Source organism: Saccharibacillus alkalitolerans, from assembly GCF_011090185.1.
Classification (GTDB): Bacteria; Bacillota; Bacilli; order Paenibacillales; family Paenibacillaceae; genus Saccharibacillus; species Saccharibacillus alkalitolerans.
Map to the genome: position 1 here is coordinate 21,852 of NZ_JAAFGS010000010.1, position 21,698 is coordinate 43,549.

The following is a 21,698-nucleotide window of genomic DNA, read 5'->3' on the forward strand; positions in this document are numbered from 1 at the left end:
GCTATGATAAGAGAGCTAACTTAAATGAATCTGAAACAAAAAGGGCGAACTGACGCCTAGCGTCCTGCGGCGCAAAAACGCCCTCACCGGCCGGAGGCCGGGAGGACGTCTTTTTCGTTTTGTTCAAGAAATGCGTTCACCCGTTAAAGCTACGTACAAATGCGCCTGCTCGCCCGGAATGCGGTACATGCCGATCGCGTCCAGATGATGGACGGCCAGCGCGGTAAGCTCCATCGCTCCGCCTTCGTTGCATTCGAATACTTCTTCCGCAAACACCGGGCTGCCTGTCATCTCTCCCAATTCCTTAAGCCGCGCGGAGTGCCGTTTGACCTCTTCCGGGAAAATCTCGTGCGCCCAAGCCCACATCCAGCTTCCGTTGGCGGGCGACCACGTTCCGATGCAGACGACGTCGAACGAAATTTTGTCCTGGTCGCCGTTAAGGAAATCCAGCGTTTCTTTTTCGATGTCGATCCAATATTCCGCATAAGCTGCCACGCCGGACTCCTCGATCAGCCGATCCTGCTTGGCATTGAGCTCCTCGTAAGCGCTTTTCAAAAAAACTTCGAATTCCGTTTTGGTCATGGTCATCGTATTCTCTCTCCTTTGTCCGCAGCGGGGACTTTCTTCTCATAGAAGACAAGCGTCATGCGTTCGCTCAAGACGTCATCTCCCCCCAGAATTCGATCGATTTGACGGGCTCCCAGGCGATGTTCTCGTAGGGTTTGAGCCCAAACTCCGCTTCCAGATATTCTTCCAGATTCGCGCCGTAATAAATAACGTCCGTCTGGTACACCGAGAATACGGGATTGCCCGCTTCGTTCGGAGTCTCGGGAAGGTAACGATGGGAATAGATCGGAATCAGCCGGGGCCATTCGGCGCAGCGCCGTTCGGCCGTCTTCAGCGCCTCGCGAAGCTCGTTCGGCCGTTCTCCCCAGCTCTCATGCCAGAAAGCGTTATGACGGACGTCGAACAAAATGCCTTCGAGCGGCTGGCCCAGCCGCTCGCGAACGGCTCGGACATTCTGTTCCGAAAAACCGCGCCAATTCGGAAAGCTCCCGCCCGCCGGCAGCGCATGCTCCAGCAGTTCCCTTAAATCCGGCGGAAAGCGGAACTCGTATACCCGTTCGGCCTGAGCGATTTCTCCGGCGGTCAGTCCCCGTTCGAATCTGACGCCTTTAGACTCCAATCGGCGCTTGATCCGCGATACGTTCATCTTCTCACCTGCCCTGCGATTTGTTCTATGTATCTTTCGGTTCCCGCCCTTGGTCCTGCGCGTCGCCCCTCTCATTCTCGCTATCCCAAGGATAACGTTCCAGCACGCCGTCGCTCGTGTTGTAGCGGGTGAAGAAGGTCATCCGTTCGCCGTCCACCTGCAGATCGAAGACCCGTTCGCCGGAAGTCTCCAAACGCAAATCATAGGTCGAGATTTCCTCTTCCACATCGTCCAACAGCGTCATGACAAAATGGCGAATCAACTCATCGTGCTCGTTCAGCAGCCAAGCCAATCGGTCGGGAATGCGATTTTGAATCATTTTGCCTCTGAAATAATAATCGAGTTCTTCGGCGGGCTCGTATTCGATCTCCGCGTAACGTTCGTTCCGGCTTCGCGATACGATGTAATCCTTCACTTTACGCTCTCCTCCTCGTCCTGCCGCGTCGTACGTGTCGCCTCTTTCTGTTACGAAACCTTCATTGGCAGATCATCAATACATTGCCGTCGGGGTCTTGAATATTGAACCAGTGCCCGTTTTCGATTTCGGTAACCGGTTCGATGCCGAGTGCACGCACGACGTCGCGGGAGTGCCGAATATTGCCGGAAGCCAGCTGCACGGCAGCAACTTTATGGACATGCTCCGGCGCATAAATTTTGCTGTCCAACACCAGATTGACGCCGCTTTGCATGGGCAGCACGTAAATATGGCCGAATAAGATTTCCCCGTCCGCCGGAAGTCCCAGCAAGCGGCAGTACCAGTCTCTCGCCCGTTCGATATCCCGCACCGGGATAAATACGCCTCTGACTTGATTGGAAAGGGAATCGCTCATTTTCTTGTCCGCCTTTCGGTATAGGTTGTAAAGCTTCGATTATTCGCAATCCATGCAGCTAGCCGCGAGCTCTATCACACGCCTGCCGGATAACCGATCTCCCGCAGATCTTCTTCGAGGTCTTCCAGGCTCAGTTCGTCATTGACGAGCGCAATCAGTTCCGGCGTCAACGGCTCCAGATCGAAAAAGCGCCGTACCGTTTCGGGTTCCAACTCGACTTCGAAATATTCGGCCGCCCAATCTCGGTAGTACGCGGCTTCTTCCGTCAAGATCCGCAGCAGCCGGCAGTCCGGAGCGCTGTAAGACTTATCCGCCTCCCATTTGCCGTTCGTCGGCAGATTCCATAGACAAAACGTCGTCAGGTCGCCCATAAAGGCGGGTTCGCGCAAAAACTCTTCGATCTCGTCCGGCACGGGTCCTATTCCTATAGCCGATTCGCCGGATTCCACTCGTTCATGGTCGAAACCTTTGATCATAAGACGCTCCCCGGCAAAAAGCGCAAAATAATGACTGCCCTCTCCGTCGCGCATGGACGCCATTTCTTCTCCTTCGCCCCATTCGCGGTTATAGGAATAGTACCGGAATTCCCACTCGGGAGACAGCAGCGCATCCAGCATGGCCGCCGCTTTGAAGATTCGTTCGGACTCCCGAACAGCAGGAAGTTTGCTCATCCAGTCCGGGCTGTATTCGTTCATTCTGTCTTGCTCCCATTCTCGCGCCGGCTTGAACGCCGCATGGCGGGCGGCACGTTATTTTTCTCGGCATCGTTCGCCGCCGCTTAAAGCTCCGTCCATGAGGTCCGGACATAGCCGAGCTTCATCCCGGCATGTTCCATGTTGCGATGGCTCTGCGACAGGAACGAGCACTGCCCGACGACCAGCTCGCCGTTCTCGGAAAAAGCCTGCGCGATCCGGTGTTCCAGTAGCCGGCGATGCAGTCCCCGTCCGCGGAACTCCGGCAGCGTCGCGGCAAACGTGAGCGAAGCCCGGCCACTCCGGCGGAACAGCACCGCTGCCGCGGCGGGCGTTCCGTCCAGTTCGGCGGCGTAAAACGACCATCCCGGCCGGCCGTGCAGCACTTCGTTGTTGCGCTTCACATGCGGAATGCCGCTGTCCGGCAGTCCCGTCCCCCGGCAGTGCAGCATGGCATAAAGCTCGAACTCGTCCCGCCCTATTTCGCGGATCGCGATCTTGTTCTCGCCGGAAGCGGCGGCTTCCGAGTTACCGGGAACATATTCCCCAGGAGCCGCGATCAGCGAGCAGTGGAATCCCGACTGATGCAGTCCCAGCTCGGCCATTCGTCTTAGGAAGCCCGGTCCTACCTGGGAAGGCACGATTTCCAGTTGAGCTTTGCGGCCTCGGCCGCGGTAAAATTCCAAAATGGATTCCAAGTCGCCGGCATGCGCGTCCGTAAGGCCCTTTACCGTATTAAAAGCAGGCCAGGGCATCGTCTCGCTCGCAAAAGCGACGGCGCTGCCGAAAGTCGCGATTTCCACGCCTTCGGGATTTCCGTCCCTGCTTCGAATCGCCAGCATGCGGTCGGTCATGTACTCGATCTCCGATCGTTCGACAGCTTCGACCTGTTCGGAAGAAGGCAGCAGCGGGACGCCGATAGTCTGCATGAGTCACTCCTTTTCTTTTTCCAATCGAATGATCCGGTTCTCCAACTGCCGAACCTCGTCGATCGTTTCCTGACGGATTTGTTTGAGCGAAAGTCCGGTCAACAGCGAGAACAAGAAGCAAAGAAAGCAGATTACCGTCATCATGATGCCTCTTAGATCGTTTGCGTAGTTGGCGCGCAGCAGTGAAGCAAAGCCGCTCAACGCAAATAAAACGACGGTCAGCGCTCCGAATATCGCGGAAGCGATCAGGTACCGATTCGAAGTTCGGTTCCATTTTTCAAAAAAGCGCACGCCGAACCCCTCCTCTCTTACTCCTGCGCGGCATTCAAGAATCGACGTCCGCCAGCACGCTTTCGATAAACTCGCTTTTCGCCCGCGTATAGGCTTCCCGGTCGTTGTTATACCGTTCCGCCAATTCCCGCTTCAGCTTTCCGTAGCGCTCGACCGCGTTTGGCCGACGCCGCATAAGATCCCGGAAACGAAGCTGGACGTCCCAGCGTTCTTCATGTTCTTGCATCAGATGCAAGTGGCATTTGCGTCGATCGCGCTCCACCTTGACGAAGAAGCGCCTCCATCCGTGACCGTCCAGTTCGGCCGGAACGTAATGCCAGTCTTCCTGTCTTAAACGCTCGATCACGGCATTCAGTTCGTCGTAGGACGGAATTTTCGCCATCAGATCGAGAATCGGCTTGGCCGGCAGGCCGGGTACGGAAGTACTTCCGATATGCTCGACCTCGCGAACGCCGTACGGAGCAAGAAGCTTGCCCAAGCGTTCGGCTTCCTCTTCTCCTTGTCTTTCCCATGCCGGATCGGCCGCCTTGATTTCTACCGCTTCCGTCGCCCAGACCGGCCAGTCGCTCTGCCGTTCGTCGGTCATGTCAGCGCTCCTTTCGCATTCAACAGCCAGCGTATCGCTTCATTCAAATTTTCCGCCGTATGCTCCGGATAGGCCGCTCTCCATTCTTCCGAAAAATCTCCGCCGCGATAACGCTCAAGTTCGCCGCGTCCGGCTCCGGTCAATACCAATATGCCCAGACACCCCGCTTTTTTCGCCGCGACCATATCCGTCCAGCGATCGCCGACGACCGCGCATTTCCGCAGATCCAAGTCGTGTTCGTCCGCCGCCTGCTCCAGCATGCCTACAGCGGGTTTGCGGCAGGCGCAGCCTTCCCCGTGTTCGTGCGGACACACATATACGCCGTCGAAACCGAATGCCGTCAACTCGCGCTCGAACTCTTCGAGTTTTGCCTGCCCGCGGGCGATCACGGGTTGATTGGTGAAGGAAAAAATACGTTTGCCCGCGGCTTTTAACGCATCGATCGATTCCGGCACCGACGGAAAGCATTCGAATTCTCCGGGGAGAATCATTTGGTCGTTTCCGCCGAGCGTTCCGTCCCGATCCAGAAAAACGGCCTGCACTTCTTCAAGCGCGGCCCGGCTTCTTGCAGCCTTAATAATCATGAAATGCCTCCTGTCCCCTTTAGCGCCTTCTCCGAAAGTTTACCAGCTGCAGCCCGGACTTCAAGAGGAAAAATAAGGGGATTTTCAATCCGCGATCGGAATGTCGTTTAGCGCAATCTCGATCGGCGTGCGGTAAGAACGGATATGAAACTTTGCCGTATCCGACGTTCTCGGACTGATGACGATCAAGCCATTTTTGACGGTCATTGAGCCTGCCAGAAAATAAATATCCTCATACCTGTTCAGCTCTTGAAAAACGTTCCGCCGGGTTACGCCGTTCAACCGGTCTATGTATTCGATAATCGCCGTCGATTTTCGGCCGAGAGGACGAATTTGATAGGATACGCTTACCCGATACTGCCGCGTTTCCTTGTTCAAATGATCAATTTCGGCTTCGCTTCCCCGTTCACGCAGCAGCCGATAAGTCTCCTCGACGATTCGAAGCTGCTCGGCGCCGCCCGCGATCCGTTTCAGCACCGCCGCGAGCAGCCCGAGCAGTTCGGTCTCCTGCTCTTCCCGAGAGCGCCCGTTGAACGGCTCCGGCGGAAGTCCCGCCTCGTAAAACCGGATTCGTTTCATCGGACTCGGCTTGGGTCCCCGAACCTCTCCCTGCGGAAGCTCCGGCGTCAGCACGACGTAGAGGTGATCGAAGTCTCCGGTAAGGAATCCTTTTGTCCGCAAAATTCGGGCCATGCGCGCGCTAAGGTCGTTAACTCGATTGCGGGTTGCATACAATTTTCCGATATTGTCGGGCAGCCTGCCGGAACCCGTTTCCTGTTCGAAAAGCCGGATATCCGCGATTTTCTTGTCCTTCATGATTCCTCCCCCTCAGCCTCTTCCATCTTCTCCAGTATACGCCTCGCCGAAGTCTGCGGCCAAACGAAAAGTCACAAGCCGGCCGCACGTCCTATAGGAGGACGCTCGGCCGGCTTGCATTTGTTCTATGCGGTTGTCGTTCGGTTACTCTTGCGCGTACATGTTCTGATCCTGCAGCCGGATCAGCACTTTACCGAAGCGGCCGCCCTGCTGCACCCGGACTTTTTCTTCCGGATAGGCCTGCTTCAAATGCTCCGCGACCCTGCTCCGGCTTCCCTCGTCCGCGGGCAGGTTATGATGGCGCAGCCACATCATCGCTTCCTCCAACGCTTCTTCGCGCGTATGCTCGGTCGTTTTCAGCTCGCGCGTGACCAAAATCTCGTAGGCATAACCTTTGAGACAGAGCAGATGCAGCAGATAGCCCATCTCCGTCACTTTCGGCTCGAACGGCCTCCCCGTGATCAGCGGCGTCACTTCGTTCACCAGGCTGTTTTCCGAGGAACTGACCGGCATGCTGATATACGCGAATTTGCGGGCGCAGCTTAAGATCCGTTCCACGCTGTCCCAATCGTGCACGACCGGACACATCGAGACGAATACCAGATCGAATGCTTGATTCCAGCCTTTTTCCCGGATATCGATTTCCTCGAACTGGCCCGACACGATCTCGACCGGATTTTCCGTAAAACGCGCCGTATTGCGCTGCAGCAGTTCGACCTGCGGCGGCGAAGATTCGAACGCGGTAACCCGGGCGCCCCGTTCGGCGAAAGGCACCGTGAACACGCCCGAAGCGGCTCCGACATCCAGCACCGTCGCTCCTTCGAATTTTACCCCGCGGCTTTCCAGCCAGCCGACGATTCTCGCACTGCGTCTGCGGCCTTCTTCGTTAAAGGACTGCTCGTTGAACTGCTCCGCTTTGGCGTTGAATGCGGTCGCCGGATCGATCCCCGATCTCCGCATCCGAGCTGCCGCGCCCTCTCCGTACGCTTTCCATTCCTGCTCCCAGACTGACGGGTCGAAAAAAGGTTTCATCGTTATCGTTCACCCTGCCCTTTCTTGATTTCGCTTATTCTTATCAAGACTATCAAAGATATTATATATCTATAATAGACGTATAAGAGCGAAATGACAAGGCTTCTTTGCTTCATGCAAGATCGGCCCAGGCAAAAAAAGGCCGAGAAGACACCATGTGCCTTCCCGACCCGCTTATTCCACTTTGATCTTGATGCCGTAGATCGCCGCGCCTTCCGGCCAATCGCCTTCGATTCCGTACACGTACTCCCCCGGACGCTCGGGCAGCGTGAAGGAATGGTCTTCCGCTTCCGCTTCCGATTCCACTTCGACGAACTCGGAAGAGCTTGTATGGCGACGCACGTTCACCTCTTCGGGGGCCTTATCGAAAGCAAGCCGGATGACCGACTTCGGCTCCGCCTTCATCGCTTTGGTCTTCCGCGCGGCTTCGTACGGCCCTCCGTAAGTCATGACGCCGTTCCAATTGTAAGTGGCGAGCTTGGCGGGTATGTTCTCGCTTGAGCCTTCCCCCTCAGCGCTGACGCTCAACGATGGAGGGCCATCCGGTTCTCCGGAGCTTGAACAAGCGGTTCCCGACAGAAAAATCGCCGCAACCGTCAGGCAGGTCAGCAGTCTTTTGATACGGTTTGCCTCCTTTATGCGATGATGTAGGGTGTTCATGGATCGATAAACTCCACGCGCCGTCCTAACAGCCTAACCCTCTTACACGCCGAGCAGCAGGACGACCGACTCCCCGTCCGCGTGCTGCAAGTTGGCGTGCAGCACGCGAATCGCTTCCAGCATATCCGCGCCCGCTTCGGCTTCGTCGTCCGTCGTTCCGTTGAACTCGTTGTAGTATGCCCCCAGCTCTTCCGCCTCGAAGTTCGAAGGAAGCAGCTTGTCGAGATATGCTCTCTTATGCGAGACGGTCAGCGCCGTGCAGAACGCATACTTCGTCAGCGACAGCTTCACGGCCAATCCGTCGTATTCGGATTCCTCGAGGTCGATCTCCCGCTCGATCAAGTATTCCAGCAGCGCGGAGTAGATGTAGCCCGAGCCGTTGTATTCGGTCAATTCTTTGGAATTTCGTTCGAGAAAAGCATAAAACTCTCCGTCTTCCCGTCCGGGATCGGCTCTGCGCTCCAACTCGCCCAATCTGGCAATCGGGATCAATCTGAATTCGGTCAACATCGACATGATCTTACGCCTCCTCCGTGTTTGTTTCCGCCAGTTCCAGCAGTTCGGCCAGTTCGTCATCCGACAGCTCGAGATGCCCGCAGAATACCAGATCGGCGTGCATTTCCCATTCTCCGTACAGGATCATTCTGCCGCCCTGTACGGTCCGCTCGATCAGCGCCCAGACTCCGATATTCCCCTGCAGACTTCCCGTTATGCAGATCCATTTTCCGAAACGCTCCGCGTTCAGCGGCGCGAACGGCTCAAAGTTTTTTCGCAGCCTCGCGGCCCGCCGCGGCTCGAAGATACGGGCGGCTTCGCTCAGAGGAATCATAGATTCCACCCGGACGGCGATCCATGCTTGATCCTCGCCCCGGTTGACCACCTCCAGAAAGCTGCATTCCGCCATGCCGGATCCGTCGACTTCTTCCGGATGGTCGTCCCAGCCGTTGAGCGCCGACAAAGCGGGCATGAACAGCGTCCAAAACCGGTCTCCGATCTGCTGATTGAACGGATAAGAGGCTTGGACGAAGCGAATTTCTCCCGTTCGCGGCATAACGACGGAACGCGCCCATATGCCGGCTCCGGGCTCCGGCAGTTCGTCCGCGCGGACAAAGTCCGACCACTGCACGATATCCATTTTGCCGACGATTTCGAACTCCCGGCTGTCGTCCGTCTTCATCTCCGCCGGACTGCCGCAGGCTCGGCATGGGAACGCTAACCGGTTTTCCATCGTTAAGGTTTCAGCCCTTTCTCCATCTCCCTATTGATATCGAACTCTCCGATCGTCGTCAGTGGATGCTTGCCCCGATTGCCTTTCTTCACCCGCACACGGCCCTGCTCGTCCGTTCGCCGGCTTACATAATCTCCCGTCGCCAGGTTGCAATCGTCCTCGTCGGCCGATTCCGCGGTCTGCGCTCCCGTGAAGTACGACCCGACCGTCGCGCCGATCAGCTTCCAGTCTCCGCCCTGATAGCGGAAGCGGTACGTGTTGTACCAGCGATCGTTGCTGCCTCCTTCATGCCGGATAACGACCGCTCCCTGTTCGACGGTCACCCCGTGAAAAGGATCGCCCCATACGCCGCCTTCGTCCGCGCTCAGCACGACATGGTCGGCGATTGCGGACAGACGGTATCCGCCTCCCTTCTCGCCGAAAGCCAGCAGCAGCCTGCGCGGCATCGCCTCGCCTTCTTCGCCGTCCTGCTGGATCACGAGCGCAAGGTCCGGAATTCCGTCTTTGTTCAGATCGCCTTCGGCGCGGGCAATCCCGCCGTTCGGCTGCTTCAGCGCATGCCAGCCGGCCGGGATCAGCGCCGCTTCGCTTTTCCCCGCGGCCCGGGTCTTCGCTTCCTGCGCTTTGCGTTCTTTCTGCGGGGATGCCTCTTTGCCAAGAGCGGCCGAAGCCGCGTCCGTTCCGGAACCGCTGCGCTTATCGGCTTTTTCGTTCGCGGATAAAGTCTGCGTCCCGCTGCCCTGCCCGGCTTCCTGCTGCGTCTCCCGATGCTGATCCGGCGCTCCCGCCGGATTCTCGGCCTGCGCCGAACCGGCGCCCGATTGGCAGGCCGTCAGCATGACGGCAAGCAGGAGCAGCGGGCCTCCCCGCTTGGCGCCTGCGCGCCGCCGCTTGGCGCCTGCGCGCCGCCGCGTCCCTCCTGACGTCTTTTCCGTTTTCTTTCTGTTCATCATCTTCTGTCCCACTCCTGCCGTTCATTCCTTATGATTTTCGTTTTCGTTCGCGTTCAGCGTCAGATCCCGTTTCAATTTCCCCGGACTGACTCCGTGATGCTTGAATATCTCCGCCGCCCGCTCCCGCACGTACGGGTCTTCGTCTTCCAGGAAAGGAAGCAGAACCGGCAGCTTATCGCGGGACGTCAGCGCCATCAAGCCGAATGCCTGCTGCGTGCGAACGTCTTCGTCAAGATCAGCCTGCTCCAGCAGGTCAAAAAGCTCCCGCACGCTCCGTGCGTCCGCTTCCGACTGCGGCACGTCTGCGGGGTACGGGTATTCTTTTTGCAGATCGTCCCAGTCCTGCCGCTCGTCTTGTTCCAGCCGGGCGACGAACGATTCCACCGACCGGAAGGCCGGCGAATTGTCCGTTTCTCCGTGGTTCAAATAGCAGACCCGGCCTTCAAGCGGTCCTCCGAAGTACACGGCCGCGTAGTTGGAATTGTCGTCCGTCCAGAGCGGAAGCAGATAACGGAAAACGTCGATCCCTCCGATCGCGTCCAGCATCTCCCGGATTTCTTCTTCCCCCATCAAGCGCAGCGCGAATTCCTTTTCCCGCTGCAGCCGCGCATGGCGTTCCAAAGCGTCGGCGGCCCGTTCCGGCAGCGCAGCGCCCAGCCTCCGCAGCTTGTTTTCGATCGTCATTCTTCGCTTCTCCTTCCGGCAGCCTTTTTTCCGCGGGCTTTTTAAGCTTCTCCTATCGTCTTCCACCAGATCCCCGCGCATTCCGGCACCGTCGCCCACCCATTCCGCTCGATCTTCTCCGTCAATTCTTCCCCGAAAAAGAAGCCCGTGCATGCCTTCGCTTCTTCGACGTCCGCAAAATCGTAGTCCATGCGAACCGTGCGATGCCCGAAGCCGTAATCCCGTTCCAGCGCTTCGTAATAGGAAGTCAAAAAACCGGGCGGATCGGGCGTTTCCGTGCCGGTGCCCATCGTTTCGAATACGATGATCGTGCCGCCCGGTCTTAAGACGCGTTCGAGTTCCGCCATGACGGTCTTCAGATTGCGTTCCCATTCCTCGAGATCCGAATCCGCTAAGTAGCAGATGCTCCAGCCGGACACGGCTAGATCGACGGAGCGGTCGGGAATAGGAAGCTTCCGGTGATCGGCTTCGATCGTCCGCCAAGTACGCGCAGTTCCTTTTGCGGTCAGCTTGCGGTTCAGCAGCTCCAGCATTTGGGCGGAAGCGTCCGTGCAGACCAGCGACTTCGCCCGGTCGGCGACGACGCCGGCTATACGTCCCGAACCCGCTCCCAGATCCAGTATGTCCAGCCCTTCGACGGGCCGGATTTCTTCGATCCAAGGCAGAACTTCGGGCTGCCTGCCGATCATGTACTCGTAGGCGTCCGCTTGATTGCGGTAGATTTGTTTATGCGAAGACATTGAATTTCCTCCTTATGCATCCGGCACGCGAACCGGTCGTGTCTTCAATCCCCTTTGATCCCCAGCAGCCTGCGGCTTAAAGCCGCCGACTGTTCGAAGCCCGCGCTCCCGCTTTCCGTGTATTTCCTATACGCTTCCCTGAATCTTGCCGCGGGCGAATCTTCCTCGCGAAGCAGTCGATCCCGGTCGGACCAGCTTGCCAGCCAGGGCACTCCCCGGTCGCGCACGTAGTCCGATATCGCTTCCGCGCAGGCGTCCAGCGAATCTTCTTCTCGGGTATAGGACATCCGTCTCCGGCAGTCCCGCTCCTCGTCCGAGCTGATCCCTTCCAGCGCCACCGCCGGAAAAGGATCGCATAGGAAGCGGATGCCGACATGGACCCGGAAATAAGGACCCGAAGCCAGCTTGTTCAGATGGATGAATTCGATTCGGTCCGATCGGACGCGGGTGTAGAAGGCAGGTTTGGTTTTTACGAATTCCGTTTCCCCAAGCGCTTTTGCCAGCTTACTTCCGATCTGTCCCGCCAGCTTCTGTTCGAGCTTTTTGTCCATCCTATTCTCCCTCTTTCAAAAAATCCCGCACTTCTTTCCTGGAAGTCAATACGACCGTCCGTTTGCCTTCTCCGTGCAGATCGATCGCTTCCAGCACTTTGGGACGAACCTTTTTCCTGTAGTTCCAGACCCATAGGGCAAAAGCGGCATCCAGCTTCTCTTCGCACTCCGCGTTCAGATCCGGCCGGCTTCTGCCCCGGTACATCAGCCGCCGCTTGACGATTCGGTACATGCACAGCAGCCTGGGCATATCCAAAAATACGATCGTGTCCGCCGCCCTCATCCGAACATCCAGCGTCCGGGTATAGTTGCCGTCGACGATCCAAGCTTCCCCGTTTACCGTTTCTTTGAGAAATTCGTCCCACTGCTCGCTCGGCGTGGGCGTCCATCCGGCCTGCCAGTAATGGCTGTCCAGATGAATGACCGGAAGTCCCAGCGATTCGCCAAGCTTGCGGGACAGCACGGATTTCCCGGAACCCGGCGAACCGATTACGGCAACTTTTTGCATCGTTTTCCCCTGCGCTCGCATCGGTAGTTTCACTCTCCTCTCCGGTAAGCGCGCTGCTCGAGCATTCTCGCGAAGCTGCTCGCACCCGTTATCCGGCAATCCAATTGATCAGCCCGTAAAGAATGAAAAACTCGATCCCCACAACCGCGAAACACATGAATATATAAAAAGAAAGTTTGGCCGACGCGATCCGATCCTCGATATATTTTCCTCTAAATAACGAAATTAAATTGGGCGTGAACGAGTACTTAACGGATTTATCGAAATCTTGTTCATCGCGGAACCATTTTTTGAACAGGAATCGGTATACCGGAATGTTCGCGATCAATAGAATAATGCCGATGATGATTGCCAAGTTGTCTCCTCCTTACTCTCCGCTGATTTCCGCATTTGCGCTTCGCCCGGTCACTTATGCAAAATATCCCTCAACCGATTGGCGTCCTCCACCGTAATCGCATACCCCGTCGAGCTGTCGGACGACTTAACCAGCAGTCCCTGCATGTCCCGATCCGAGCCCAATCCCAGCGAATAGCTTCGGACGACCGAACCGCTCGTCATGTTCAACGAATACTCCGCGGCGTAATCCAGCACTCCGCGGATTTTTTTCGCGTTCGCGACAGCCTCTTCGAATGCGGCCACAACCTTCGGATCGTCCGAATCGTAAGCACTGCAGGAGGAATCGACGATTGCATTCGAGCATTCCAACCGAACGCGTTCCGCTTGCGATTCTTCTGTATTCCTGTCCGAACAGCCGCTTAATGCAATCAGGGTCAGAAGCAGCGGAAATATCACTTTTCGCATCGATGTCACCTCCCGTTTGATCGTACTTAGGCTCACTGCCGACCGGCGGCTTGGAAACCGGATTCTCCGCCGCGGCAGCTATTTGTTACCGCCTGGCATCCAGAACTTCTCCTTGTTCTCTACGCTATCTGTGAAACACATTCATGTACCACCACATCGCTTTATGATGACCTTTCAGCTTGCGAACGATATCGCTCCGCTTGGAGATCGTATAATTGTCGGTATGCGTATTGGGATGCCTGTACAGCTGATACGAACCGTCGAACGGAATCTCGTCCAGATATTTGTGCAGGGCGACCACGTACCGGGGATCTTCGAAGCGTGCCCTGTCGACGAGATCGTTCCGGGTAACGGTATCGATGTCGCGAATGGCCCGGACGGCCTCCGCCGCTTGTTCTTCGATAGGCGGACTGAATTCCTGCGGGTAAAAAGCGATCGTGATCCAACAGGTGCAGACAATCACGACCACGCCCCTTACGATTCGAAACCACAACTTTCGGTACGGAAGGAGTACCAGCGCCATTGTGATCAGCAGATTGACCAAAAGCGTGGCCGGTGTCGACAAGATCCGTCCCAGCCCGGTATTCGGAAAAAAGTCGAACAGCACAAACAGCAGCAGGAACGACGGAAGCATGAACAGCAGCACGCTTAAAGCAGCGTTATTTCTTTTATCTCCGGGATTCCGATCCATACGTCGGCCTCCGGTGTCCGATCCGCCGTCTATCCGCATTGCAGCACGACCCAGACTTTATCGAAGTCGCCCTTCGCCAAATCGTCTTCGCGAATCCAGAAGTAAATCATCCCGAAATCGCCCCAGGTCATGCCGATGTCGTCTTCGGAATCGATCTGAAGCAGCAGCTTCCAGCCTTCCGCTCCCGGCTCCAGCTCTTGGCGTCTCGGATCCCGGTATCCGATCGGATTGCCGCAGTAGATGCCGTGCGTGACCAGCTGGCACTCCAGCTGCATCTCGCCCTGCACCTGATCGGGCCAACCCATTAACCGGTGGATCGGGAAGCCCGGCGCGTTATGGTCCGTGATTTGCTCCATCAATTTTATGTACAGATCGATTTCGTCGCCGGTCAGCTCCATCCGCCGAACGGCAAGCGTATTCCAATGGGGCAGCGTCGTCTGCACGGAGAACTCGACGTTCAGCGGTTCGAAGTCTCCGTCATGCTCCGTTCCTTCCGGCGCCGACCGGCGCTGCAGCAGATCGGCGTCCGCGGCGTACAGCACCTTCCACCCTCCCGCGTGCTGCGGATCGTAACCCCAGGGCTGATCGGCGGCATCGTAGAAAAAGCTCAATAATCCTTTTTGCGGCAGCAGGTCCGTTTTCCACGGCACGTCCTCGAGACGGATCTGGGCGATAAACGTCAGCGGCCTGCCGCCCTGCAGCGGCCATTCCGTTCCGCCGGGCAGGTCGGGCCTGCCGCCGATCTTGGAACGACCTAGGGCCGGCTTATCATCATCTCCCGCTTCCGTCCGTATCCGGTTCGAGAGCCGAGTCAGTTCTTTCAGTTCGCCGGCAATCCGGTCGAGGCCGCTTTCTTCGATCATTTTCAGCACGTTCTCGTCTTTACGCATCCTTCGACATCCTCCGCTCCAAAAAGTTGGTGACTCACGCTCAAACGCCAAGCATTTTTTCCGCATCCCGGCTTTCCGTTACGCGCAGCACTTTGTTTCCGTATCGTTCCAATTCGGCCTCGAACTTCGGTCGATTCCGCTCGAATTCGTTCGTCCAGCGGAACATGCTTCTCAGCATGGCCAGGTCGGGCGTGTAGCGGCTTGCTTCGCGTCCCGTCTTCTGCTTGAGGAATCTCGTCATGATCCGGATCCGGCGCTTCCAGAGCGGCGGATCGAGGAAAATGACGAGGTCGGCCATCCCGTAGAGATAGGAATAGGAAGCACGGTCCGTCCCCTCGAAAATCCAGGACCCTTCCCGGTCGATTCTCCCGATCGCTTCCCGCTGCTCCTCCGGCGTCCGCTTGGAGCCGGCCGCGTCCGTCGGCAGGCGGCGGTGCACAATATCGTCCAGCTCGTGCCAGGCAATGCCGGTTCCTTCCGAAAGCCTGCGCGCGAGCGTCGTCTTGCCGCTGGCCACGATGCCTACGATAAAAATTTTGTCGGCTTTCATTCCGGCTCCTTCCCGAGCGCCTCGATCAATTCGTCCCTTCTCGGACAGGTTATGACCATGCTGCGTCCGTCCGCCAGTTCGATTCGAAGCCCTTCCCGGCCCTGCAGCACGAACCTCAAGGTTCCCCGGCGATATTTGACTCCCCAGCTTGCGAAATCTTCCAACGGATCGATCTTCAGCGGCGCGACCCGCACGATTTCGTCCAACCGTACGCTTTTTCGAAAAAAAGGAAGGAGCTGCAGCGTCAGCCGCTCTTCGGTTACCGCGATCTTTCCCCGTACGATCAATATAAGCAGCGGCAGGAGCACCCCGAAAACGAGCAGCATCACGCGCATCTCCGAATCGGACAGCGGATGGTTGCCGAGCGGCTTGCCCGACAGCAGCTGCAGCAGAGATATTCCCCAGATGAGCAGCGTGGGTACCGCCACAAGAGGAATCAGCACTTTCGGAAGTCCCTGCTTTTCTTCGTACCGTACATTCATCGATTGTTCTTCCTTTCGCGAAAGTTTCCGGCGTCGAGCCAATTTTTCCCCACTCTAGGGACCGGCAGGCTTAAGCGACAGACCGCAGGCTTCGGCGATGGAAGCCGCGACCCGATCGCCGGGCATTCCGTCGGTTCGAATATGCATTCCGAATTCCTCCCGCGACAAAGCCGTCAGGCAGCGCTCGATCTGCCGCGCGGGCCAGGAATCCTCGTTCTCTCCTCTACAAGCTAAACGCTCCAGCAGCGTCTTCCGTTCGGCCAGCAGCGCAAAATGTTTCACCGTAATTCCTTTTTGCCGCAGCCCGCCGATCAGCTCTTCGAAATATGCCGGATTGACGAGCGTCATGGGAACGATAATCGGTCCGGAATGCTCCTTCGCAAGAAGGCTCAGCATCGACAAATTGATCTCCCTCCACTGGAGATGATCCTGAAAGTCGCTCTTATGCAGATGTTCCGGAATATTTTTGCGAATAAAATAGCCCGCTTCTTCCGGATCATAGAGAAACGACCCCGGAAGGCGCCGATGCAGCTCCTCCGCAGCCGTCGTTTTGCCGGAGCCGAACGCCCCGTTGATCCATACGATCATGGTTAAGCACTCCTTTTTCGCTGTGCGGCACGCCGCCCGCGTCCTTCTGCCGTACCGCCTTGCCTCGATTCCTATCTTCCTATACGTCCAGCTTTTCATAAAACCAGGCTTTATGCGCGCGAAGCGTCCGTTCGATCAGCCGATCGATTGACTCCCCGTTCCGCTCGATCCATTCGTCGATCCCGTTCATCAGCTGCTCGTCCGCGCAATGTCCCGATCCCTTCGAATAGACCGCGAAGACTTCGCCGTCCGCCTGCTCCCGCAGCCAGTCCGAAGCCGCTTCGGCGTCCTGCGGGTCGACCGCTTCGTAATAGGTCCACACGCCGGAACGCTCGGACATCGCCTGCCAGCTCATAAGCTCGTTCAGACCCGAGATCCATCCGTGTTCTCCCGCCGTCTTCATCCCCGTATTGGCCAGCGTCAGCAGTTCCACCTTTGAGCCGTATTCTTCGATCGAATCGAAATACCGGTCCAGATACGCCGCGGAATATTTCATTTTCTTCCCTCCTCTGCCTTTTGAATTCCTGCCTTGAATCAGGTCTTCCGTGCCCGTCTTCCTTGCCGTTCTCTCCCGGTTGGTCTACAATGATCTTTATGCCCGAACCCCATGTATCCCAATCCAAGAACTGCGAAGGTGATTCCATGATCGAAATCAAACATTCCACGCTCAGCGGCGGAGAATTCACGCGAGGCGTATTCGCGACACGCGATATCAAGAAAGGCGAGCTGATCCACGAAGCGCCGGTCGTCGCCTACGAGAACGAAGAGCACGAACATATCGAGAAGACGATTCTGGCCGACTACGTGTTCCAATACGGCGCCAACCATACGGCGATCCTGCTCGGCTACGGCAGCCTGCTCAACCATTCCTATACGCCGAACGCCACTTACGAGATTCGCTTCGACAAGCACACCTTCGACTTTTATGCCTACACCGACATCAAAGCCGGCGAAGAGATTCTGATCAATTATAACGGCGAAGAGGATTGCGACGACGTGTTGTGGTTCATGGAAGAATACGAAGATGCCGCGGAACACGAAGATGCCGCAGCAGAAACGGAAGCAAAAGAAGAAAATTAACGGGCGGACAGGAGAGATCCTCTACCGCCGAATTTGGCCGACACCGTGCATCACGGAAGTCGGCCTTTATTTTAGAAAAAAGCTGCGGCTCCGGACCGGATTATCGCTTATACCCCGGCTGTTCCCACGCGATCGGAGCCGGATTATCGAGTACCCACCGCACCGCCAATTCGCACAGTCTCGCCGGCTCGTCGTCTCCGTCTCCTCCGCGAACCCGCTTGGCGAGCGACGCCGCTTCCTGCAGCAGCTCGGGAGCAAGCGGCGTTCCCGTCCCGAAAAAGCGGATCAATTGATCGAGCATCTCGCGGAAGTCACGGTCCCAGTTGCCTCCGCCGTTGCCCAGGATTTCATGCGACACTTTGCCGGTAATCCGAATCGCTTCGCCCTGGGCGGTCGGAGCAGGGCCGCTCGCAGGAACGAGCAGGCTCCACAGTTCTTCGTGCTGAGTCTGCCAATCCTTCGCCTTTACGGCAATCTCGGAAGTCCCGTCATGCCTCTGCCGCCTCGGGACCGGAGAAACTCCGAACAGCTCGTACAGTCGAGAGAGACCTGCGTCGATCTGCGGGAGCATATCCGGGTTGAATCCTTCTCGGCGGAACTCGAACTCGACTCCGATCTTGTTCACGGATTCCTGCATTTTCGGCGTGACGGGCGTTCCGGCGTCAAGCAGAATTCCGCCTACTTCCGCCATGTCGAAGATATGGATATTTCGGCATGCGGCCAGCGCCTTTTCCAACGGGGTCTGCCTGCTTCGATTCTTCGCGTGAATATCGGCGCCTCCGGCCACCAGCGTACGAACGGCATCGGGCTTAAAAAAAGCGGCGGCGGCAAAGAGCGGCGTATCCCCTTGATAATCGGCCGCCTCGATGTCCGCTCCCAAGTCAAGCAGCAGCCGCACCTGACCGCCCGGTCTGCCTGCATGCGCGTGCAGCGCCGTTCTGCCGTACTGATCGGCGGCGTTCACATCGGCTCCCTGTTCTGCGAGCCAGCGGATCCATTCAGGCGGAATATCGTAAAAGCTTAAGGCCGTCGACTTGCCGTAACCGCCGCGCGCGTCCCATTCGCACTTTGCGAATACGTCTTGAAACGCCGCCGGGTCGCCCGCTTTGATGATTTCGTCGAAATTTTTCGGTAACGTTTTTCTCTTTTTTGCCATAGGTACGCGATCCCCGTTTCTTTTACCAACCGACCGTTCGGCGCTGGCGTCATTCCTGTCCGTCAAACAGCGAGCTCACCGTTTTCCGCTTCATATCCACAGCCAACCAATCTAACGTATTTGTCCCTCCCGAACCGGGATTATAGATCTGGAAAACATATTTCCCCTCTTCCATGCGATCAAAAGAAACCTATGTAAATTCTTCACTGCATCCATATTCGCCCAAGTTTTCCGCCGCATACTTCTTGGCCATCGCCAAAGCTTGTTCTTGTTCGGGAGCCGAATCCGAAGACGGGTCTTCCGGTTCCGCCGAATCGTCTCCGTCGTCCAGGCAGTTCCCGCCTAATAAGTCGCAAACGATTTCTTTCGTCGCCGGATTCACAGCATACCGTTCCATGACCTCGGTTGTTGCTTTACTCGACTGTCTGATTTTATAGTTCCCCTGCTCGTCTATCCCTTCCGGAAACAGCGTCGACACTCTTAACTCTTCCCGGCTTAGTTTGGATTTCACCCATTCAAGCGCTTCGTTTTCGCTTAATCCCGATTGCGCCTCCGGCTGTTCGCTGATTTCTACGGCCGGAGCCGACGCAGGTTCAGGCTTTTCTGATGAAAAATCGCTTTTTGTGTAGTTGCTTGTACAGCCGATGAGTACGAGCAGAGATATAAGGACGATCATCTTTTTCATTGTATTTCTCCTTCTGAGCGACATGAGCCAATACCGGTGCCTCTAGAATTTCTTTGACTTAAAAAAGGGGATTTCTCTAGACATTTATAGTTTCAATAATTTTTAATACATGTTGTTAAATTCTTTCATTATGTATAATTAACGAATCAAAAGGCAATTGGGAGGTGTTTTATGAAAAGAAAGGCTGTCACTTCGATTCTGATCGCAATTTTTGCTTTGGCCGGGCTTTACTTATATGCAGACAGGTCTGTAATAGCGCTTAAAACGGGCATGACTTTACCTTTGCAGTGGGATAATCCCTACAGAAAAGAGGAAGCGATTCGACTTACCCAACATAACCAAGGCTTTTCGGCTCCAACTGTAAAGATCACGCCTCTCTATTACTTGCCGGAGTCAAAAAAACTTCAGTTTGGATTATGGTACAGCAAAAGAAAATACCACCCTGCTCTCTCTCCTAAAATTCCCGATCGAATTTTCCAGGTTAGCGTTCGAGGCAAAAACGGCCGAATTTTTGACAACGATAACGTAATCGAAACATCGGGAGTGTTCGATGAATTTCAACGCAGGTCGATTGCCATAGATTTAAGTGATCAAGACTCCATAGAAATAACGATTTCTTTGATTGAACAAGACGGGACCCTCATAACCCCAATCAAGTCATCGAGTTTTAATGTACAGCTGAAATAAAGCAGCGATCTATACCCGACACCCGCTCGCATTCCTTTTTATTCTACTCCAAATACCAATAAAAAGCCTTTGCCATTCTTTCAAAATTCGGCTTCTTCAGGCGAGATATTTTTCAACGGCTTGTCTCTTATGCTCAAATAATTCTCTTCGCTGAGCGAGAACTTCAGCAGCTCAGAATTATACCCTTCTCTTTTAAAGACATCGATTATGTTTGCAATTCTATGTTCTAGTTCTCTATTCATATTCGTTTCCAATTGGATTTCCAATGATAACACGGGCATGCTCGTATCCTTAACCGTGACTTCCTTGATATATGGCCAAATCGCCGGACCGCTCTCCCATATCCCTGTTTCCGGAACATACTTAAAATCATACCCTGGATTAATGTTTCCTATTTCTACCTTAACGTCTTCGATCAGAAATCGAGCAAAAGTCCACATAGGATGAAAAGAATCCTCGAAGTGAATAACGGGCTGTAATCTTGTAGAGAGCCAATCGGACATATCCGCGCTTTCCATGGCTTGCGACTCCGGTAAGAATTGTTCGAACATCAATACGACCGTCTCTACATCTACCGGTTTCTTCAAAATCACGTCAATATCGTTTGGTTGGATCAACGTACAACCGTTGATAGCTGTAGCAGCCGATCCTGAGCGTCCGGCGGCTGCCGGGCCAAAAACGAATGTCCGCAGCGTGAATATTGTATGACATAAAGCTTCGTGCTTCTTGATTCCGCTTGCACTCGTTCAACCTTTTGCCTCCAGATGAACATTCTTTGCCATCGTCGACTGTAAATTCATTATTCCGACATCCACCGACGTTTCAATATACCCCTGAATCTGTATAAAGCTAAAGACATTTAAGGGCTCATCAACGACCTGTTCCTCATAGTCCATATCGCCCAGCACATGAGGGACAAACTCAAAAACGTCACTGGATTTCACTTCCTCCAGGTCAATGACTTCATTCGATTTTCCCTTGATGGCTTTCTTCATGTCGTTCGTCATATCGTAATGCTCCAGCAGCTTTCCGTTCAGCAATCTGAAATCGTTATGATAAAGGCGGGTCACTTCCGGGTCTGCCACCATTCGATTCCTTAGCCAAGGCATGTAGAACCCCTTCATCCACTGCTCGTCTGCAATCAAGTGCGCAAAGTACCCAAGCACGTATAGGTTATCCGAATGCGATTTGTATTTTTCCAAAAATTCCTTATAGTCGATATGTCTTGTGAAATCCCGATGCTCTCCTCGATAGAAATGGGATTCGTCTTTTGTCCCTACGGCATCCGGAGCAACACTGCCCAGCAAAAACGAAGTTTTATCCGCGATATTCAATCTCTCCGCAATCTGATTTCCGATAATCAGATGCATGATTCTGGATCCCATAAAATTCACCTCAAGGAGTTTTATAATTACCGGTTTATGTATTTCACACCATACCCAATGCATTTTTAAAGCTTTTTATTAAATAAGTATATTGGTCCAGATTTGTATCGCTAAATGCTTCCTCTCTAGTGGATCGTATATCTTCGTATTGAGGCGCTACATCAAATTGCGATTCGGTGAAGTCATACCTTCTATGATGTATTTCGTTATAATAATGCCACGCTCCATCCGAGATCTTCGTTCTTACTATTTCTCCGCCGAAAATCTCCTGAATAACAATCGCCGTTACTCCGCACTGCCCGCTGGCCGGGTTGCTGACGGTCCACTTGGAACTGGACTCTATCGACCACGCTTCAAATAAAGCTTTTAAAATCTTTTCATGATTTATATTGTTCATAGATTCTCT

The 21,698-nt window shown here is 55.2% G+C and carries 34 protein-coding genes; 2 read left to right on the forward strand and 32 right to left on the reverse strand.

The annotated features are described in order from the left end of the window. Positions 1-123: 123 nt before the first annotated feature. The 27 genes from GYN08_RS20465 to GYN08_RS20595 all read right to left on the reverse strand — a co-directional run bounded on the left by GYN08_RS20465 (position 124) and on the right by GYN08_RS20595 (position 16,795). A complete protein-coding gene (locus tag GYN08_RS20465; RefSeq protein WP_166278487.1) occupies positions 124-588 on the reverse strand; it encodes a DUF6882 domain-containing protein in 465 nt (154 codons plus the stop codon). 67 nt (positions 589-655) lie between these two features. Beyond that, the gene (locus GYN08_RS20470) at positions 656-1,213 is read right to left on the reverse strand and encodes an SMI1/KNR4 family protein (RefSeq protein ID WP_166278490.1); all 558 of its coding nucleotides are present in this window, start codon (positions 1,211-1,213) and stop codon (positions 656-658) included. A gap of 25 nt (positions 1,214-1,238) precedes the next feature. Then, positions 1,239-1,628 carry a hypothetical protein gene (locus GYN08_RS20475; protein WP_166278493.1) on the reverse strand — a complete coding sequence of 130 codons (390 nt, stop codon included), beginning with the start codon at positions 1,626-1,628 and terminating at the stop codon, positions 1,239-1,241. 61 nt (positions 1,629-1,689) lie between these two features. Then, positions 1,690-2,043, reverse strand: a complete 354-nt coding sequence (locus tag GYN08_RS20480; RefSeq protein ID WP_166278496.1) for a VOC family protein — start codon at positions 2,041-2,043, stop codon at positions 1,690-1,692. 74 nt (positions 2,044-2,117) lie between these two features. Beyond that, a complete protein-coding gene (locus tag GYN08_RS20485; RefSeq protein ID WP_166278499.1) occupies positions 2,118-2,738 on the reverse strand; it encodes a hypothetical protein in 621 nt (206 codons plus the stop codon). An 83-nt stretch (positions 2,739-2,821) separates the two neighbouring features. Further along, positions 2,822-3,664, reverse strand: a complete 843-nt coding sequence (locus GYN08_RS20490; protein WP_166278502.1) for a GNAT family N-acetyltransferase — start codon at positions 3,662-3,664, stop codon at positions 2,822-2,824. A 3-nt stretch (positions 3,665-3,667) separates the two neighbouring features. Next, positions 3,668-3,955, reverse strand: coding sequence for a hypothetical protein (locus GYN08_RS20495; protein ID WP_166278505.1), 288 nt, complete (start codon positions 3,953-3,955; stop codon positions 3,668-3,670). A gap of 34 nt (positions 3,956-3,989) precedes the next feature. Beyond that, positions 3,990-4,541: a GrpB family protein gene (locus tag GYN08_RS20500; protein WP_166278508.1), complete on the reverse strand. Its 552-nt coding sequence runs from the start codon at positions 4,539-4,541 to the stop codon at positions 3,990-3,992. Continuing rightward, entirely contained in the window at positions 4,538-5,125 is a 588-nt protein-coding gene (locus tag GYN08_RS20505) for an HAD-IIIA family hydrolase (RefSeq protein ID WP_166278511.1), read from the reverse strand. Before GYN08_RS20505 ends, GYN08_RS20500 begins: the two co-directional genes overlap by 4 nt. Positions 5,126-5,209: 84 nt before the next feature. After that, positions 5,210-5,941 carry a hypothetical protein gene (locus tag GYN08_RS20510; protein WP_166278514.1) on the reverse strand — a complete coding sequence of 244 codons (732 nt, stop codon included), beginning with the start codon at positions 5,939-5,941 and terminating at the stop codon, positions 5,210-5,212. A 144-nt stretch (positions 5,942-6,085) separates the two neighbouring features. Continuing rightward, the gene (locus GYN08_RS20515; protein WP_166278517.1) at positions 6,086-6,973 is read right to left on the reverse strand and encodes a class I SAM-dependent methyltransferase; all 888 of its coding nucleotides are present in this window, start codon (positions 6,971-6,973) and stop codon (positions 6,086-6,088) included. Positions 6,974-7,147: 174 nt separating this feature from the next. After that, positions 7,148-7,501: a hypothetical protein gene (locus tag GYN08_RS20520; protein ID WP_166278520.1), complete on the reverse strand. Its 354-nt coding sequence runs from the start codon at positions 7,499-7,501 to the stop codon at positions 7,148-7,150. Positions 7,502-7,675: 174 nt separating this feature from the next. Then, the gene (locus tag GYN08_RS20525; RefSeq protein ID WP_166278523.1) at positions 7,676-8,149 is read right to left on the reverse strand and encodes a hypothetical protein; all 474 of its coding nucleotides are present in this window, start codon (positions 8,147-8,149) and stop codon (positions 7,676-7,678) included. 4 nt (positions 8,150-8,153) lie between these two features. Beyond that, positions 8,154-8,861 (reverse strand): hypothetical protein, encoded by a 708-nt coding sequence (locus tag GYN08_RS20530; protein ID WP_166278526.1) that lies wholly within the window; start codon positions 8,859-8,861, stop codon positions 8,154-8,156. 2 nt (positions 8,862-8,863) lie between these two features. Next, entirely contained in the window at positions 8,864-9,814 is a 951-nt protein-coding gene (locus tag GYN08_RS20535) for a hypothetical protein (RefSeq protein WP_166278529.1), read from the reverse strand. Between the two features lie 21 nt (positions 9,815-9,835). After that, complete coding sequence (locus tag GYN08_RS20540; protein WP_166278532.1) at positions 9,836-10,498, reverse strand: HEAT repeat domain-containing protein; 663 nt, start codon at positions 10,496-10,498, stop codon at positions 9,836-9,838. Positions 10,499-10,539: 41 nt separating this feature from the next. After that, positions 10,540-11,238 carry a class I SAM-dependent methyltransferase gene (locus GYN08_RS20545; protein ID WP_166278535.1) on the reverse strand — a complete coding sequence of 233 codons (699 nt, stop codon included), beginning with the start codon at positions 11,236-11,238 and terminating at the stop codon, positions 10,540-10,542. 44 nt (positions 11,239-11,282) lie between these two features. Beyond that, positions 11,283-11,789: a hypothetical protein gene (locus GYN08_RS20550; RefSeq protein WP_166278538.1), complete on the reverse strand. Its 507-nt coding sequence runs from the start codon at positions 11,787-11,789 to the stop codon at positions 11,283-11,285. Position 11,790: 1 nt separating this feature from the next. Then, positions 11,791-12,297, reverse strand: coding sequence for a DNA topology modulation protein (locus GYN08_RS20555; protein WP_166278874.1), 507 nt, complete (start codon positions 12,295-12,297; stop codon positions 11,791-11,793). Positions 12,298-12,385: 88 nt separating this feature from the next. Further along, positions 12,386-12,652 (reverse strand): hypothetical protein, encoded by a 267-nt coding sequence (locus GYN08_RS20560; protein ID WP_166278541.1) that lies wholly within the window; start codon positions 12,650-12,652, stop codon positions 12,386-12,388. Between the two features lie 50 nt (positions 12,653-12,702). Then, positions 12,703-13,098: a hypothetical protein gene (locus GYN08_RS20565; protein ID WP_166278544.1), complete on the reverse strand. Its 396-nt coding sequence runs from the start codon at positions 13,096-13,098 to the stop codon at positions 12,703-12,705. 124 nt (positions 13,099-13,222) lie between these two features. Next, positions 13,223-13,789, reverse strand: a complete 567-nt coding sequence (locus GYN08_RS20570; RefSeq protein ID WP_166278547.1) for a hypothetical protein — start codon at positions 13,787-13,789, stop codon at positions 13,223-13,225. A gap of 29 nt (positions 13,790-13,818) precedes the next feature. Further along, a complete protein-coding gene (locus GYN08_RS20575) occupies positions 13,819-14,679 on the reverse strand; it encodes a YwqG family protein (RefSeq protein ID WP_166278550.1) in 861 nt (286 codons plus the stop codon). A 40-nt stretch (positions 14,680-14,719) separates the two neighbouring features. Further along, on the reverse strand, positions 14,720-15,229 hold the full coding sequence (locus tag GYN08_RS20580) for a P-loop NTPase family protein (protein WP_166278553.1): 510 nt from the start codon (positions 15,227-15,229) through the stop codon (positions 14,720-14,722). Continuing rightward, positions 15,226-15,711, reverse strand: a complete 486-nt coding sequence (locus tag GYN08_RS20585; protein WP_166278556.1) for a DUF6141 family protein — start codon at positions 15,709-15,711, stop codon at positions 15,226-15,228. Before GYN08_RS20585 ends, GYN08_RS20580 begins: the two co-directional genes overlap by 4 nt. Before the next feature lie 54 nt (positions 15,712-15,765). Further along, complete coding sequence (locus tag GYN08_RS20590; protein ID WP_166278559.1) at positions 15,766-16,299, reverse strand: AAA family ATPase; 534 nt, start codon at positions 16,297-16,299, stop codon at positions 15,766-15,768. A 79-nt stretch (positions 16,300-16,378) separates the two neighbouring features. After that, a complete protein-coding gene (locus tag GYN08_RS20595; RefSeq protein ID WP_166278562.1) occupies positions 16,379-16,795 on the reverse strand; it encodes a hypothetical protein in 417 nt (138 codons plus the stop codon). A 146-nt stretch (positions 16,796-16,941) separates the two neighbouring features. Here GYN08_RS20595 and GYN08_RS20600 point away from each other — a divergent pair, with 146 nt between their 5' ends. Then, positions 16,942-17,379 (forward strand): SET domain-containing protein, encoded by a 438-nt coding sequence (locus GYN08_RS20600; RefSeq protein ID WP_166278565.1) that lies wholly within the window; start codon positions 16,942-16,944, stop codon positions 17,377-17,379. 100 nt (positions 17,380-17,479) lie between these two features. Here the strand turns inward: GYN08_RS20600 and GYN08_RS20605 are convergent, their stop codons facing one another. Both GYN08_RS20605 and GYN08_RS20610 read right to left on the reverse strand, forming a co-directional pair. Then, the gene (locus GYN08_RS20605) at positions 17,480-18,535 is read right to left on the reverse strand and encodes an ankyrin repeat domain-containing protein (RefSeq protein WP_166278568.1); all 1,056 of its coding nucleotides are present in this window, start codon (positions 18,533-18,535) and stop codon (positions 17,480-17,482) included. 190 nt (positions 18,536-18,725) lie between these two features. After that, on the reverse strand, positions 18,726-19,220 hold the full coding sequence (locus GYN08_RS20610) for a hypothetical protein (protein WP_166278571.1): 495 nt from the start codon (positions 19,218-19,220) through the stop codon (positions 18,726-18,728). A 171-nt stretch (positions 19,221-19,391) separates the two neighbouring features. Here GYN08_RS20610 and GYN08_RS20615 point away from each other — a divergent pair, with 171 nt between their 5' ends. Then, positions 19,392-19,907 (forward strand): hypothetical protein, encoded by a 516-nt coding sequence (locus GYN08_RS20615; RefSeq protein ID WP_166278574.1) that lies wholly within the window; start codon positions 19,392-19,394, stop codon positions 19,905-19,907. Positions 19,908-19,987: 80 nt separating this feature from the next. Here the strand turns inward: GYN08_RS20615 and GYN08_RS20620 are convergent, their stop codons facing one another. The 3 genes from GYN08_RS20620 to GYN08_RS20630 all read right to left on the reverse strand — a co-directional run bounded on the left by GYN08_RS20620 (position 19,988) and on the right by GYN08_RS20630 (position 21,689). Then, positions 19,988-20,425, reverse strand: a complete 438-nt coding sequence (locus GYN08_RS20620; RefSeq protein WP_206023859.1) for a hypothetical protein — start codon at positions 20,423-20,425, stop codon at positions 19,988-19,990. A 228-nt stretch (positions 20,426-20,653) separates the two neighbouring features. Next, positions 20,654-21,292: a zinc dependent phospholipase C family protein gene (locus tag GYN08_RS20625; RefSeq protein ID WP_166278580.1), complete on the reverse strand. Its 639-nt coding sequence runs from the start codon at positions 21,290-21,292 to the stop codon at positions 20,654-20,656. Between the two features lie 43 nt (positions 21,293-21,335). Further along, a complete protein-coding gene (locus tag GYN08_RS20630) occupies positions 21,336-21,689 on the reverse strand; it encodes a YunG family protein (RefSeq protein WP_166278583.1) in 354 nt (117 codons plus the stop codon). Positions 21,690-21,698: the final 9 nt, after the last annotated feature.

Coding starts and splice junctions, on each gene's coding strand:
- GYN08_RS20510 (WP_166278514.1), bottom strand. CDS start 5,941: ATGAAGGACAAGAAAATCGCGGATATCCGGCTTTTCGAACAGGAAACG.
- GYN08_RS20570 (WP_166278547.1), bottom strand. CDS start 13,789: ATGGATCGGAATCCCGGAGATAAAAGAAATAACGCTGCTTTAAGCGTG.
- GYN08_RS20580 (WP_166278553.1), bottom strand. CDS start 15,229: ATGAAAGCCGACAAAATTTTTATCGTAGGCATCGTGGCCAGCGGCAAG.
- GYN08_RS20535 (WP_166278529.1), bottom strand. CDS start 9,814: ATGATGAACAGAAAGAAAACGGAAAAGACGTCAGGAGGGACGCGGCGG.
- GYN08_RS20555 (WP_166278874.1), bottom strand. CDS start 12,297: ATGCAAAAAGTTGCCGTAATCGGTTCGCCGGGTTCCGGGAAATCCGTG.
- GYN08_RS20505 (WP_166278511.1), bottom strand. CDS start 5,125: ATGATTATTAAGGCTGCAAGAAGCCGGGCCGCGCTTGAAGAAGTGCAG.
- GYN08_RS20615 (WP_166278574.1), top strand. CDS start 19,392: ATGAAAAGAAAGGCTGTCACTTCGATTCTGATCGCAATTTTTGCTTTG.
- GYN08_RS20590 (WP_166278559.1), bottom strand. CDS start 16,299: ATGATCGTATGGATCAACGGGGCGTTCGGCTCCGGCAAAACGACGGCT.
- GYN08_RS20525 (WP_166278523.1), bottom strand. CDS start 8,149: ATGTCGATGTTGACCGAATTCAGATTGATCCCGATTGCCAGATTGGGC.
- GYN08_RS20485 (WP_166278499.1), bottom strand. CDS start 2,738: ATGAACGAATACAGCCCGGACTGGATGAGCAAACTTCCTGCTGTTCGG.
- GYN08_RS20500 (WP_166278508.1), bottom strand. CDS start 4,541: ATGACCGACGAACGGCAGAGCGACTGGCCGGTCTGGGCGACGGAAGCG.
- GYN08_RS20610 (WP_166278571.1), bottom strand. CDS start 19,220: ATGAAAAAGATGATCGTCCTTATATCTCTGCTCGTACTCATCGGCTGT.
- GYN08_RS20600 (WP_166278565.1), top strand. CDS start 16,942: ATGATCGAAATCAAACATTCCACGCTCAGCGGCGGAGAATTCACGCGA.
- GYN08_RS20465 (WP_166278487.1), bottom strand. CDS start 588: ATGACCATGACCAAAACGGAATTCGAAGTTTTTTTGAAAAGCGCTTAC.
- GYN08_RS20630 (WP_166278583.1), bottom strand. CDS start 21,689: ATGAACAATATAAATCATGAAAAGATTTTAAAAGCTTTATTTGAAGCG.
- GYN08_RS20575 (WP_166278550.1), bottom strand. CDS start 14,679: ATGCGTAAAGACGAGAACGTGCTGAAAATGATCGAAGAAAGCGGCCTC.
- GYN08_RS20565 (WP_166278544.1), bottom strand. CDS start 13,098: ATGCGAAAAGTGATATTTCCGCTGCTTCTGACCCTGATTGCATTAAGC.
- GYN08_RS20515 (WP_166278517.1), bottom strand. CDS start 6,973: ATGAAACCTTTTTTCGACCCGTCAGTCTGGGAGCAGGAATGGAAAGCG.
- GYN08_RS20540 (WP_166278532.1), bottom strand. CDS start 10,498: ATGACGATCGAAAACAAGCTGCGGAGGCTGGGCGCTGCGCTGCCGGAA.
- GYN08_RS20625 (WP_166278580.1), bottom strand. CDS start 21,292: ATGGGATCCAGAATCATGCATCTGATTATCGGAAATCAGATTGCGGAG.
- GYN08_RS20470 (WP_166278490.1), bottom strand. CDS start 1,213: ATGAACGTATCGCGGATCAAGCGCCGATTGGAGTCTAAAGGCGTCAGA.
- GYN08_RS20585 (WP_166278556.1), bottom strand. CDS start 15,711: ATGAATGTACGGTACGAAGAAAAGCAGGGACTTCCGAAAGTGCTGATT.
- GYN08_RS20490 (WP_166278502.1), bottom strand. CDS start 3,664: ATGCAGACTATCGGCGTCCCGCTGCTGCCTTCTTCCGAACAGGTCGAA.
- GYN08_RS20595 (WP_166278562.1), bottom strand. CDS start 16,795: ATGAAATATTCCGCGGCGTATCTGGACCGGTATTTCGATTCGATCGAA.
- GYN08_RS20480 (WP_166278496.1), bottom strand. CDS start 2,043: ATGAGCGATTCCCTTTCCAATCAAGTCAGAGGCGTATTTATCCCGGTG.
- GYN08_RS20530 (WP_166278526.1), bottom strand. CDS start 8,861: ATGGAAAACCGGTTAGCGTTCCCATGCCGAGCCTGCGGCAGTCCGGCG.
- GYN08_RS20605 (WP_166278568.1), bottom strand. CDS start 18,535: ATGGCAAAAAAGAGAAAAACGTTACCGAAAAATTTCGACGAAATCATC.
- GYN08_RS20545 (WP_166278535.1), bottom strand. CDS start 11,238: ATGTCTTCGCATAAACAAATCTACCGCAATCAAGCGGACGCCTACGAG.
- GYN08_RS20620 (WP_206023859.1), bottom strand. CDS start 20,425: ATGGAAAGCGCGGATATGTCCGATTGGCTCTCTACAAGATTACAGCCC.
- GYN08_RS20550 (WP_166278538.1), bottom strand. CDS start 11,789: ATGGACAAAAAGCTCGAACAGAAGCTGGCGGGACAGATCGGAAGTAAG.